We start from the raw sequence: 13,413 nt of genomic DNA on the forward strand, positions 1-13,413 counted from the left end.
AGAATGAGCGAGTTCAATTTCAAGTCAGTGCAGACGGCGCCACGACGCGCCTTCTTCAGCGCGTGCGGCGCGCTGGCGGCCGCCGTCGCGGCACACGGGGCGGCCCGGGCGGCGGCGCCAGTCTCGGCGCAGCCGGGGCCGATACCGCTGCCCCCGACTGTGTCGGATGGCTGGCCCAGGATGTTCGCCGACCTGGCGGCCTTCCCCAAACCGGCGCTGCCGTCGCCGGACGATGTGGAAGCCTGGGACGCCTTGCGCCAGCGCCTGGCGGCGATGTTCGAGGAGATGAGCCGCGAGCGCGTCGCCGCCACCGGCGTGCGATCGCGCAAGGGTACGCTCGGCGGCGTGCCGGTGATATGGCTGGAGCCGCCGCATGTGCGGCGCCGGGACTGCCTGATCGTCTATGCCCACGGCGGTGCCTACACGCTCGGCACTGCCGGCTCGACGCTGCTGGCGCCGGCGCAAATGGCGCTGGCGACGGGCTTGCGCGTCGTCTCGATCGACTACACCACGGCGCCGCGCGCGAAGTGGGAGCGCACCACCGACGACGTGGGCAAGGTGTTTTCCGCACTCTACGCCGATGGCTACGCGCCGCGCCGGATCGGCTGCTTCGGCGACTCGGCCGGCGGCGGCCTGCTGGCGGGCGCCTTGCTGCGCATGCGCGACCGCAAGATACCATTGCCGGCCGCAGCCGCGCTGTGGTCGCCCTGGACCGATCTCGACTTCCAGGGCGACACCCTGCGCACCCTGGCCGCCGCCGACCCCATCGTCTCGACGGAGGCATTGCGGCCGAGCCGTGACGCCTATGTCGGCGTTGGCGAGCGGCGCAATCCGTACGCCTCGCCGGTGTATGGCGACTACAGCAAAAGCTACCCGCCGACCCTGGTGCAATGCGGTTTGCGCGAGGTCTTGCTGTCGGACTCGGTGCGCTTGTACCAGGCGATGGCCGCTGGCGGCGTCGCGGTGACGCTGGATGCGTACGAGGGTATGCCGCACGTGCACCAGACGATGGCCGACACCAGCCCGGAAGCCCAGCGCGCCATCGCCAAGACGGTGGCTTTCTTAATCGGCCACATCGAATCCTGACGCCACGCCATCAAGCGCACTTGCGCCGGCACGGTGGAAGGGACCACGCTGAATGGGGTGCCCGCCGTCCGGCTTCGTTTTTATCAAGTTAATCAAATCGGGATGACAACATGACACGCTGCTTCGTTCGATACAAACAACGCCCGCATGCCGCCGCGGCGCTGCTCGCCTGCCTGGGCGCCATCGCCGCCGCGCCGTCCTTCGGCGCCAGCTTCGAGCAACGCTGCCTGGCGATGGGCGACAAGGCGCCGCCGTCCACCACCTTCCGCGTGCGGCAGGCCATCTATCACGCCGACGGCGAGCCCCAGGAAATCCGCCTGGAGCAGGGCGGCATCCGCATGGCTAGACTGCCGGCCCACTGCGAATTGATCGCCGAGACGCCGGCACGCCAGGCTGACGGCCAGCGTTACGCCATGCGTTTCCGCCTGCGGCTGCCGTCGGACTGGAACAACCGTTTCCTGTTCCAGGGCGGCGGCGGCAGCAATGGCGACATCGGCGACGCCACCGGCAAGCTGTACGGCGCCGACGACACAGCCATCGAACGGCGTTACGCGGTGCTGAGCCAGGACTCCGGCCACGACAACGCCAGCAACAACGACCCGCTGCGCGGCGGACAAATGGTGTTCGGTTCCGACCCGACCGCGCGCAGCGACTACGGCCACGCGTCGCTCAAGCGCAGCGCCGACGCCGGCCTTTGGCTGGTCCGCCAGTACTATGGACAAAAACCGCGCTATAACTATTTCGTCGGCTGTTCCAAGGGCGGGCAGGAGGGCATGGCGTTCGCCCAGCGCTACCCTGAAATCTTCGACGGCATCATCGCTTCCGCGCCGGGCTTTGCGCTGCCCAAGGCGGCCCTGGCGGAGGCATGGGATACGCGCGCCTTCAGCCGTGTTATCCAGACGCCCGGCGCCGCCGGCTTCGACGTGTCGCGCTTGCACACCGCCTTCAACGGTGTGCAGCTCACGCTGGTGCGCGAGGCGATCCTCGACGCCTGCGACGCCGACGACGGCCTGCGCGACGGCATGGTCGCCGACGTGGACCGCTGCACCGACCAGAAGGTGCTGGCGCAGCTGCGCGGAAAGGTCTGTCCGGACGGCGGCGCGACGGCCGGCTGCCTGAGCCTGACGCAGATCGACGCGCTGCTCGAATCGATGCGCGGGCCGTTGGGCAGCGCCGGCCAGGCCCTCTACAACCGCTGGTTCTGGCCGTCCGGGATCGACAGTCCGGCGTGGCGCGTATGGAAGATCGGCTCGGAGGATGGCCAGGTGCCGCCGCTTAACGTAGTGCTGGGCGGCCAGGCGCTGGCCTCGGTGTTCAGCACGCCGCCGGTGATGTTGCCGCCGGGACCGCAGGCGCTGGCCGACTATCAGGTCGGACTTGACTTCGACAGCGCGGCGGCAAAGGTCCAGGCGGTGGTGGCGCCATTCCGGCACTCGGCTTGGGACGACATCTCCGCGCGCTCGACTGACCTGACGTCCTTCAAGGCGCGCCACGGCCGTCTGATGGTCCCTCACGGGGAATCCGATCCGGTGTTTTCGCTGGCGGACACGCTGGACTGGTACGACCAGTTGAACCGGCGCGAGCATGGCCGGGCCGGCGAGTTCGCGCGGGTGTTTCCTGTGCCGGGGATGTGTCACTGCTCGGGCGGTCCGGCCACGACGGAGTTCGATTCTCTGGCGGCGATGGTGGACTGGGTGGAGCACGGCCGCGCGCCGGACCGTCTTGAGGCCAGCGCGGGACCGGGCACGCCATGGCCGGGCCGAACCCGTCCGCTTTGCCCCTATCCGCAAGTGGCGCGCTACCGCGGCAATGGTGATCCCGAGAAGGCGGAGAATTTCGCTTGCGCGCCTTGAAAAGTGGGGGCGGCCCGCGCCGAAGCGCGAGGTAGTGCGGTACATTGTCGACCACTGCAGCCGCACTCTACGGCGGGCCTGTACGCTACGCTCTTTGTCGCTGGCCAACTAAGTAATAGCCAGCGACAGCAAATTCCGCACCCTGACCATCATGCAAGGAGGTCAAGGACGAACCCGGCCAACTGGTCAGGGTACGCAAGCCTGTCAGAAGTCACTGTGGCAAAATGTAGGCGACTCCAAAATGATGGTAACGTTTTCCTTTCACAGTCACCGCTGGTTGAACAATTGCATCTGGAAATCTGCTGGCAAGATAGTGAGGCAGCGCAACACCTTCCTCGCGCATATTCCACACGATGACAGCTCCGGCCCTTTTGATTTCCTCGGTCTTTGCCCAGGGGCTTACATGGAGATCGGCATGAGAGAAAATGACGGAAGGGCGGTCCTTTGCGTAAAATGCGACATTTCCTGCATTCCATGTACTTCCTACCACATATTTCAATGGTTTTTTCGTTATTGCGCTCCACCTGTTGTTTATCGAATTGCCAAAATTTTCGCCAGGAAAGTTAACGGCCTGCTCATTCCCCGTGATATCAGTTCCATATATTTTTTCGGCGACAAAGAACGATGCGGGAAATGCCAATAGCACAATCCAGGCACGGATAAAATGGCGAAAACGTTTTTTTGTTAAAATTGGCTGAAAAATAAGAACAATAAAAATTCCCGTAAAGAGCCACAGCGGTGCACCCCACATGGCCCGCAATGGCCGCTGTGCAAGCAATGACAGCAGCAAGGAAAAGATAACCGGTCCCAGAGCTAGAACAGCAATATAGCAAAAGTCAAAGTCGTGCCATCGCGCCCTTAACCAAATACGGGACGAGCGCCACCGCCACAAAGATGATGCCACTAGCAGCATGGGTAACAGTGCCAAGAACTGCGCACCGATGAATGAAATGTATTCTTTGATGAAAGTAAATGCATGTGGAATTTCAGGCGCCCGGTTCCCGACATATTTTATTGAAATAAAGTCGCTTTCAATGATCCAGTATAAATGTGGAGCAAATACCAGTGCGGATGTCAATGCAAGCAGCCACGGTCCTTTCGAGCTTAGACGGCCGCGGGAAGTCGGGTGAATAAGAACAAATATCGCGATGGGTACTATATATGCCCCCATAGAATAGCGCGACAACAAGCCCAAGCTGGAAACCAGCCCTGCCAGCATCCAGTATCTCAGCTGATTATCCTGGATCGCCTTATGTAGCAGCCAGGCAAACAGGGCAGAAAATGGCATCTGCAATACGATGTCATTCAATTCCAAAACAGGAAGGCTGAGATAATAAATGCCTTCCAGCAACAACGCACCGACCAGTGCCTGCATCTCAGTGGCAACCCGCCGCCCCAGTTGCCACACAGCGAAGAAAACAGTGGCGACGCACAGTTGCCCTGCAAGATAGCTTATCCATATCCCTCTATTTGACCAGGAGGTAATGGTCTGTATCACCCACGGAAATAATGGTGGATCTTTCTCATAGCCAAGTTGCCATTCTTTCCCCCAGGCCAAACCCTCCGCCATGTCGAGCGCAATATTGCGTTGAAATAATAACGGCAATATGACCCAGATGGTCACATGCGCCAAAACGGCAATTGAGAAAATTTTCTTCAGTGTGGAGGGGGTGGTTTCGTCTAGGCATTCCGACGCGGTGATCGCTTCTGATTTCATGTCTTCTCTATTTTTCAGGTACTGTCCGGTGCATCCCGAATGCATCGTGCCTCTCGATGACTGTCATGGCTTGCAGATGGGAGGAACACGCTGACGAGGGATGGATCAGCGATGGACTATAGCGATGCACCATGGAGAATCTATGGAATTTGGATGAATGTTTCCTAAAGCCGCCCCATTGGGGGGGCTGGCCGCACTCGCAGGCGTCGGGCGGGCATTCGGTACGGATGGGGAGGGGCAAGGCAGCTGGCACGTCGTGGACTCGGTGGGGAGGAAATCGCTGTCCCACGTTCTCCCCCTCGTTGCACGGCTGGTTAAGTCGCTTGCGCGTCCAGTTATAAGGCGGATGGGAGGGGCGAAAAGATTGGTATTTCGCTATAGGATGCGACGCTGTATCACCGTTCGACAACAACCATCCAAAATCAGGAGATTCAGATGTCTACCGCCCTTGCAACACAAGAGCAATTCTTCAGCAACCCTTTGTCGGCACTGGACTTTGTCGATCGCATAACAGGAACCGGCGTCAGCAACGCGCAGCTGTCCAAACTTGGGGCCCTGCCCGAGCAGGCGTGGTCGTCCCTGATGCGGGTGGCGGTGCACAAGCATGGCGTAGCGGCGCCCCCGGGCATCGAGATTCCGCTGCCAGATCAGAAGGATGACGCCTACACCAAGGAAATTCTTGAAGACGTGGGCATCGCCTTGAGCACCTACCTGGGCATCGCTTCGGTGGTTGCCGGCGTGCTGGCCGCGATCTTCTCCGCAACGGTCGCGCCGGCCTTGTTCTTCGCCGTTTGCTCGGCGATCTTTGGCCTTCTCGCGCTGGGGCTTGCCGCGCTGATCGCCTTCCTGAAGTGGGTCATCCAGCCGGAGCTGCATTCCTCCATCGAGTTCGGTGGTAAGGGCGGCACGCTGTTCCGCGACGTGCTGGACCACCACCAGACCACGGATTGGGCATTCCGTGATTTCCCGCAGAGCGTGGCCAGTCAGTGGGAAGTGGATCGCGTGGATATCTGGACCGGCAACGTGGTCGATGCGATCCAGATGCATTGGCGCGGCAAACCGGGCTCGCCGTATGCGGACAAGCGCGTCAGCGGACGCAAGTTCGGCGGCGGTGGCGGCCAACTGCATCAGTTCACGTTGCATCCGGGCGAATACATCGCCAGCGTCAAGGTCAAGGCTGGCGTGGTGGTGGACAGCGTGCAGTTCAAGACCAATAGCCGTGTGTCGGACCGCTTTGGTGGCGCTGGCGGCGACCGTGAGACCACGCTCGGTGGCGGCGATGACGCTCAGGGACCGGTGATCGGCCTGCTGGGCCGCGCTGGTGGCGTGATCGACGCGCTGGGCGTGCAGCATGCGCTGCAAACCCATCACACCGTGGTCTATGGCGGCAGCGGCGGCATTCCATTCCTGATCAACCTGTCCGACATGCAGCGCCTGGTGCGGCTCGACGTCTGGCAGGGCGCTTACATCGACGCCATCCAGCTGCACTGGCTGAACCAGGACGGCGCCCTGGTCAGCGGTCCGATGTTCGGCGGCTATACGATCGGTGGCGTCGGCGGCGAGAAAAAGTCGATCGAGTTCGCCGCCGACGAGACGATCCAATCGCTGGTGCTACGCTCGGAACTGTACGTCGACCATATCCGCGTGGTGACCAACAAGCAGACGGTCGATTTTGGCGGTAATGGCGGCACCGAACGTCCAGCCATCAAGCTGGGCGGCCGCAAGCTGCTGGGCTTCGCGGGACGCTACACGAAGTTTGTGGACCAGTTCGGCGTGATCTTCGCCGACTGACTGCACCGCGCCCCCCCAGCGGCATCACTCGGCCCATGACGCAGGCGGTGCGCGCCGCGCGTCACGCCAGCCGCTGGATCCATTCATCCCAGCGGTCGGGCGACCAGGCCGGCGACGCTGTGCCGCCGCGATTCGCCAGTGCGAAGGCGCGCGCGCCGCGGGCGCTGATTCCGTAGGCGCGGGTGAAGGCGCGGCTGAAGCTCTCAGGATAGGTAAAGCCGACCGTGCGCGCCACGGCGGCGATGCTGAGCCGCGCGTCGGGGGGCAGGGGCGCATCGGACGCGAGTCCCGTGTGCCACGGGCCGGGGGAGCACAATAGCTGGCGCGCCTTCTGCAATCGGCGGCGCTGAATGTAGCGGGCGGCGCCGCCGTCGGCCTCGAACAGATACTGCAGCGTGCGCAGCGACAGTCCGGCATGCGCCGCCAGCCGGGCCGGCGACAGCTGGCTGTCGTGCAGGTTCTGATCGATGTGGCGCAGCAGGACCAGCTTGATCCCGGCCGCCGACGCCGGACACTGTGCCTCGGCCGGCGCGCCATTGAGCGCCGCCGCCGCCAGAGCCAGGATGGTGGGGGTGATCGCCGCCGCATGCGAAGCGCGCATCTGGCCCGAGGTTTGCAGGATCGTCTTAAGATGCTCGCGCAGCAGCGTCACCAGCGGCAGGCGGCCATCGAGCACCCGCTGATGCTGGCCGTCCGGCTCGTGGAGCATGGACGCCAGCAGGGCACGCGGCGCCACCAGCGTGAGATTGGTGGCCGTGTTGATCTCGGTGGACAGCGGCTGGCCCAGGTCCGTCACCCACAGGTCGCCGGGGCTGGTGCCGGGCGGCTGGCGGCCGGTCAGGCTGCGGCAACTGCCGTGGGTGTAAAACTGCAGCAGATAGTGGTCTAGGCCATCGCGCCAGACCCGGCTGGCGGGACGCTGGAAGCGCTGCGGCGTCATGCTGGCCATGCCCACCGCCAGCGCGCCCAGATGACAGGCCTCCACGCGATAGCGAGGGTCCTCGCGCCCGCTGGACAATGGCTGCGAGTCGAACATCACGCCGATCTGCTCGCGCCAGACGGCGGTGGCGCGGGCGGGCGGCAAGCCCTCGGTATCCATCACTATGCGCGGGATGGGCGCGTCGGTTGATGCTTTCATCGGGAGGCACGAAATGAATTCCGATGAGGTATTTTGCATTATTATCAATCAGAAATGGCTGCGAATGATAGGGTGGAGGGTGACCATCTCATTACCCGCGCATTATTCGAGCGCCTGACGGAGACCGTCTGTTACGCAGTTTGAATGGATAAAGTCCAGCTTAGTTGCCCACCGCCCGATCCGGGATGATCCATTGGAAATCCGTGAGGGTGAACGGTGCCAGGCAGGAGCTCCTGGGGTTGAGCGAGGCGCGCAGGTTCGGGCATTGTGGATTTTGATAGCTGGCCACGCCCGGTGTCATGGCTTTAAAGCTGCTGGGCCAGCCCGCGTTGGCGTGGCAGGTGTAGCAGCTGGTGCCGACGGGGTGCGTCACCAGTTCGATGTATGGGTTGGTGGCGACAGGGAGCAGAGCCGGATTGCCTTTTTCCGGGATGCCGTAGGCTTCCGTCAGCAGATAGTGTTTCCATGGCCCCGTGGCCTGGATGTCGGCCGGGCGGTTGGCGGCGTATGGCATGCTGTCGGGGCGGTCCGACCACCACACGCTTTGCAGGCCCCAGCTGGGAATTTCCTTGGTATTGATGTGCATGGCGACGGTGACCAGGTAGTCGCCTGCGCCGAATGGCTGGCCGTTCAGCCAGTAGCTGGCGGCGTTGATGATGGCCTTGTCGGCATCGTCGAAACTGGCCCAGTCGGCGTCGCTTACCTTGTGGTGGTAGAAGTCCTGCAAGCCGTATACCTTGGCCAGTTTGGTGATCCTTGGCCATGGCGTGGTGCCGCCGTGCTTGTACACGCCATGCAGGTAGCTGACCTTCGCCATCTGGCCGGCTTGCTTGCCGTCCGGGTCGATGGCAACGGCGGTATGCCACTGTTCGTAGCCCGCATAACCGGTATATTTGGCGCTGAAGTCGTCGTGCCACACGGGCAAGGCGGTCAGGCCCTTGGCTTTCACTGGCCAGTACATGTGTTTGGTCACGACATAGCTGGCTGGCGCATTCAGGTTATGCACGCGCTTGGCAGGGTCGTCCTTGCTGTACAGGGCGTCCAGGGTGCTTTTCTTGTAGACCGGTTGTTTGGGATCGCGGATGAACTCGAGCGCCTCTTTGCTCAGCGATTCCGTCGCGATCATGATATCGCCGTTGAACGCGAAGTGGATGCCATCGAGGATGCCGCTGACTTTGCCATCCGTTGTGTACGTGATGGTGCGCGGATAGGCCTTGATGACCTGTTCCGGAATCGGGTAGCTTGGCGTATTTTTCAGGTTGACGGGAGTCAAGGTGCTTGCGCCCAGGCGGCCCATGCGGCGCTTGGATGGCTTCGCGCCCGCCGTGTTGGTTGCCGCAGTGTCGGTCAATGCCGCGGTGTCGGCAAACGCGTCAGTACCGTTGGGCCAGGTGTACCAGACTGGCCAGTCCAGGCCAGCGGCCGGTTGCATGATGCCGGCCCACAAACGCCAGCCGTGCGCGCGCACGACGGCGTTGTCGCCTGTCTTTACGGCCGTCTGCAGCGCGCGGGTTTCTGCCGGTTCCAGATAGCCATAACCCTTGGGGAAGGGCTGGTAGGCTGGCGTGCCGGCGGCTGCGGTGGCGCAGAGCAATACGGCGAGGCTGGCGGACACTAACTGGGGAACGGACATGAATGCACCTGTTTAAGTTTGGTTATTGAAAGACATAGTATCCGCAAATAATTGATGGAATCTCAACAATTGTCACCGCGGATTGCCCTCGCGAACGACACCGGGCGTTTGATTGCATCACCTGAATGACATGCACATGAAAAATACCAACAAGGCCACCCTGACCGGGCTGGGCGCCATTCTGCTGTGGAGCTCGATTATCGGGCTGATCCGCAGCGTTACCGACCTGCTGGGCCCCACGGGCGGGGCGGCGATGATGTACAGCGTGGCGTCGGTGTTCCTGCTGCTGTCCGTGGGCTACACGAGGCCGAGCGAATTTCCACGCCGCTATCTGGTCTGGGGCAGCCTGCTGTTCGTCACCTATGAACTGTGCCTGGCGCTGTCGATAGGCTATGCCGGCACGGCGCGCCAGGCCATCGAGGTGGGCATGGTGAATTACCTGTGGCCAACCTTCACCATCGTCGCGGCCATCATGTTCAATGGGCAGAAGAGCAATTTTCTCATCGTGCCGGGTTTCCTGCTGTCCGTCGCCGGCATCTGCTGGGTGCTGGGCGGCGAACAGGGCTTCGACCTGGCCGGCACCGTGGCCAACGTGCGCGGCAACCCGCTCAGCTATGGCCTGGCGTTTGCCGGCGCGCTGATCTGGGCCGCATATTGCACCGTGACGGCGCGCATCGCGCAGGGCAAGAATGGCGTGACCCTGTTCTTTATCCTCGTTTCCATCAGCTTGTGGATCAAATACCTGCTGCAAGGCGGCGGCCACATGGCGTTGACTTCCGAGGCCGTCATCTACCTGCTGCTGGCCGCCGGCGCCATGGGCTTTGGCTACGGCGCCTGGAACGTGGGCATTTTGCACGGCAACGTCACGATCCTGGCCGGCGCCTCCTATTTCATCCCCGTGCTGTCCGCCGCGCTGTCGTCGCTGCTGCTGCGCACGCCGCTGTCACTGACCTTCTGGCAAGGCTCGGCGATGGTGTGCGGCGGCGCCATCCTGTGCTGGCTGGCGACGCGGGCGGGGCGTGCCAGGCCGGTCATCAGCCAGCACTAGCCGAAACACGCCGCCGCGCAACCCGCCAGGCGGTGCGTGCAGGATCAAGGTATCGCCATCAGAAAGTCCTGCAACCTGGGCCAGGAGCTGGTCCCCACGACTTGCCGAAGCTGCCCCGCTTGCACGCTTCCAGCGTGGAATTGGGTCTGGATTTGCCGCTGCATTGCCGCGCCGACCAGCAAGGGGCCAAGACGTTCTCGTCCGCGGCGGCGTCCTTCTCTGCCTTGGCGGTGGCCGGGCTGGCCGCCGCATTTGCCTTCGGTAATTCCTTGTCCTGCTTGGCGGCACTCGCCATGGAAACGGCCGAGACCAAAGCGACAAGGCAAAACAGACGTTGCAGTTTCATATAAACCTCCTGGTTGGGTGAGAAAAGTCAAACACACTGTCGTACTGCGGGGAAAGAATGGCGATTTAATTTTTCATGGCTTCTGGGGACTTGCCTTGTCCGGCGGGGGAATGTTGGTCCGGTCCTGATTCCTGTAGGCGATGGGCCTGATCTGTGTCCCATCCGAGCGCGTTACCACCAGATCGGTCAGTAATTGCCATTGCCACACACGGGCTGTTTCCTTGAAGATCAGCTGCTCCGAGTATTCGATGCTGGTCTCTTCCGTGCGGCCGCTCAGCTGCGTTAATGAAAACGTGTTGGTCATGGAGAGGGACGCCGATGCGCTGGGACCTTCGAATACTGCGCCGACCTCGACATTCGTGGTGATCGACGTCGACCGCTCGAAGGTCGTGGATTCCTCTTTCGTCACGCCGACGCGGTAGGTTGTCGTCGTGGTGCCGCCCCCGGTAGGCGATAGAACGTTGTAGCAAAAATAGTAAGGCTGGGCGGCGATGAAGTAGAAGGGCGACGTGTAAGGCTGGTCGGGTACGTTGCTGGCATCACCGGGGATGGCGGTAAACGGGACGATCACGACAGGGCTCAAGCCGGCCTTCAGCTTGTGATTGACCACAATTGCCGGGTCCAGCTTCGGCTGTTGTGGGGCGGGAAAATCAAATGATTCCACGTCGAGGCAGGCCATGGGCAGACGCAGGTAAAATGCCGGCAAGCTGTCATAGGTATAGGCCAGCGGCGACAACAGGACGTATCCATCCGGAATGTCCTTCCATTTGTCCGGCTGCGCCTTGGGCGCGTCCACGCTGCCGTTGCCATGCCATCCGTGCTCTTGCCATACCCGTATCTTGTCGACGGCAATACACAGGTCTTTTCTCACGCACCAGTAATTGCTTCGGTCGGGCTCCCTGGCGTTGAAGCAGATGCCAAGCGCGTAATAGCCATCCGGCGCAATGGGCTGCCAGTAGCTGATGTCCCTGGGATTTTTGGAGCCTCTGTCATTGACCAGAAAACGGAACCCCGTCGGATGCGCCAATGCAGGACCCAGCGGGGACGGTGGCGCTTCCGGGCACGGTGACAGGTAAAACATGGGCGACGCCCGGGGCGGCTGATACGGCGGAGCCAGTCTGGTGGACACCGCGATATCGCCGACAGGCAGGCAATTCGCATCGCGCTGTCCGCTGCCCGTGAAATGGTAAAGGCCGATCCACGGCATGTTATTCAGGTCGGGGGGGAACGTGCTCAGGTCCAGTTGGCTCCAGACTTCGCTGAACTCCTCCGGCTTGCCTAAAGTCAGGCAAATTTCACCATGGCGCACCGCCGTCCTTGTCCAGTCCCTGGCGCGTACTGCCTTGACGATGGCGGCGTTCGCCTTTTCATTGTATGGCGCCAAAGCGAGGGTGGCGTCGCTGGCATCGTTGTTGTCGTTAAGCATGGGTGCTGAACTCCGTCGAGAGTAGGAACCGGTCCCGCAACTGTTGCGGGCGTGTAGGAATCTTGATTTTCCATCCCCGGTTCACGCCGACTTGACACCCTGTTTCACTTTTTCAAAATATTATTCTGAGGAAAGATCATTCCGGACTGTTCCCGAACTGTTCACGGTAATCGCGCGGCGACATGCCATACGCGCGGCTGAATGCGCGTGAGAAATCGGAGGCGCTGTTGAATCCCAGTCCCAGCCCGATTTGCGTCACGGCAAGATGGCGCATGGTGGTCAGTTCACGTGCCGCGTCGCGCAGGCGGCAATGGCGGATGTAGGCGGCCAGGCCCCCCTGGGATTCAAACAGGCGGTAGATGGTCGAGCGGGCGACGGGGAATGCCCGCATCACGCCGTCCGGCGTCAAATGTTCCTCGTGCAGATTCGCCTGGATATAATGTTCGATCTGTCCCTGCAGCGCGGCCCGGGCGGCAGCGCGCCCATGCTCTTCCAGGCGCTGCTGCTTGGCAAATGCGGCAATGATCAGGCGGGCGCAGGTGCGTATCGTCTGCTCTTGCTGGTCTGCCGGCAGCGAGGGCAGGCGCTGGCACAGGATCTTCAGGTAACCCAGCAGCATGCGCGTCAGCGGCGTGGTGTAGCCGACGATGCGCCCGTGAATGGCTTCGGCATCGGGCAGGTGCGCGCCGACCGCGGCACGGGGCAGGAAGAAGGCCAGTACATGCGCCCGCGTCGGCCGCGCCATGCTCATCGGCTGGTTCATGTCCAGGGCCAGTATGCCTGGCGTGTATTGCAGTGCTTTTGCGCTGGCGCGCGCCGTGCTGGTCTCGATGATGCCCTGCACGGCGATGTGAAAGACGAAATCGCGCATGCTGTCGGTGGAGATGCGCTGATTGCTGCGTAGCTGGGTAACCGCATCCGTACGGCTATCCAGATACGCCATGTCCGGCAGCAGGTAAGTGTCGAGTTCTGCGTGAAATCCATTGTCCAACTGCTGGCGCCGTACCTGCAGGTCGAGAAACCGGCCCAGATAATCGCGCCAGGCCAGCAGCTGCAGTTCCTTGTGTTCGCCGGCGACGCTGAAGTGCTGCCGCGTCAGCCCGCTGACGGGTGGCGTGCGGGCATGCCGGGTGTCGCGCGCGGCGAGTAGGTCGCGCATCGCCGTGGAATATTCCTGGTTCAATGGTCGCTCCGGTGCTAGAGGGTAGCTGTTGCCGGCACCTTGTCTGTCTGCGGGAAGCCAGCGGCATGATCTTGCCGGGGTTGGGCGCGGCCGTCAAGACAGGTTCTCGTCCGGTCAAGAACGAAACGATGACGCAGCAACCTCCGGCGACGGAAGCAAGGCGCTCCGCATCGTGGCTGGGCTAACGGGCGG

The 13,413-nt window shown here is 62.3% G+C and carries 10 protein-coding genes; 4 read left to right on the plus strand and 6 right to left on the minus strand.

Annotated features, from left to right (window positions below; all coding sequences use genetic code 11):
* Positions 1-3: 3 nt before the first annotated feature.
* Positions 4-1,086: an alpha/beta hydrolase fold domain-containing protein gene (locus AC54AF_RS22355; RefSeq protein WP_496638297.1), complete on the plus strand. Its 1,083-nt coding sequence runs from the start codon at positions 4-6 to the stop codon at positions 1,084-1,086.
* A 110-nt stretch (positions 1,087-1,196) separates the two neighbouring features.
* On the plus strand, positions 1,197-2,939 hold the full coding sequence (locus tag AC54AF_RS22360; protein ID WP_496638298.1) for a tannase/feruloyl esterase family alpha/beta hydrolase: 1,743 nt from the start codon (positions 1,197-1,199) through the stop codon (positions 2,937-2,939).
* Positions 2,940-3,150: 211 nt separating this feature from the next.
* Here the strand turns inward: AC54AF_RS22360 and AC54AF_RS22365 are convergent, their stop codons facing one another.
* Positions 3,151-4,656, minus strand: coding sequence for a glycosyltransferase family 39 protein (locus tag AC54AF_RS22365; RefSeq protein WP_496638299.1), 1,506 nt, complete (start codon positions 4,654-4,656; stop codon positions 3,151-3,153).
* Positions 4,657-5,091: 435 nt separating this feature from the next.
* On the opposite strand from AC54AF_RS22365, the gene AC54AF_RS22370 reads away from it, so the two are divergent.
* Positions 5,092-6,447: a jacalin-like lectin gene (locus tag AC54AF_RS22370; protein WP_496638300.1), complete on the plus strand. Its 1,356-nt coding sequence runs from the start codon at positions 5,092-5,094 to the stop codon at positions 6,445-6,447.
* A 61-nt stretch (positions 6,448-6,508) separates the two neighbouring features.
* Here AC54AF_RS22370 and AC54AF_RS22375 read toward each other — a convergent pair whose 3' ends face one another.
* Both AC54AF_RS22375 and AC54AF_RS22380 read right to left on the minus strand, forming a co-directional pair.
* The gene (locus AC54AF_RS22375) at positions 6,509-7,624 is read right to left on the minus strand and encodes an AraC-like ligand-binding domain-containing protein (protein ID WP_496638301.1); all 1,116 of its coding nucleotides are present in this window, start codon (positions 7,622-7,624) and stop codon (positions 6,509-6,511) included.
* 121 nt (positions 7,625-7,745) lie between these two features.
* Positions 7,746-9,218 carry a hypothetical protein gene (locus tag AC54AF_RS22380; protein ID WP_496638302.1) on the minus strand — a complete coding sequence of 491 codons (1,473 nt, stop codon included), beginning with the start codon at positions 9,216-9,218 and terminating at the stop codon, positions 7,746-7,748.
* A gap of 136 nt (positions 9,219-9,354) precedes the next feature.
* Here AC54AF_RS22380 and yddG point away from each other — a divergent pair, with 136 nt between their 5' ends.
* Positions 9,355-10,266, plus strand: coding sequence for an aromatic amino acid DMT transporter YddG (gene yddG / locus AC54AF_RS22385; protein WP_496638303.1), 912 nt, complete (start codon positions 9,355-9,357; stop codon positions 10,264-10,266).
* 58 nt (positions 10,267-10,324) lie between these two features.
* Here yddG and AC54AF_RS22390 read toward each other — a convergent pair whose 3' ends face one another.
* From AC54AF_RS22390 to AC54AF_RS22400, 3 genes are all read right to left on the minus strand, one after another.
* Positions 10,325-10,612: a hypothetical protein gene (locus AC54AF_RS22390; protein ID WP_496638304.1), complete on the minus strand. Its 288-nt coding sequence runs from the start codon at positions 10,610-10,612 to the stop codon at positions 10,325-10,327.
* A gap of 73 nt (positions 10,613-10,685) precedes the next feature.
* Entirely contained in the window at positions 10,686-12,038 is a 1,353-nt protein-coding gene (locus AC54AF_RS22395; RefSeq protein ID WP_496638305.1) for a Vps62-related protein, read from the minus strand.
* A gap of 136 nt (positions 12,039-12,174) precedes the next feature.
* Positions 12,175-13,197 carry a helix-turn-helix domain-containing protein gene (locus tag AC54AF_RS22400; protein ID WP_496638306.1) on the minus strand — a complete coding sequence of 341 codons (1,023 nt, stop codon included), beginning with the start codon at positions 13,195-13,197 and terminating at the stop codon, positions 12,175-12,177.
* Between the last annotated feature and the right edge of the window lie 216 nt (positions 13,198-13,413).

It is taken from the genome of Janthinobacterium sp. JF4 (assembly GCF_059617925.1).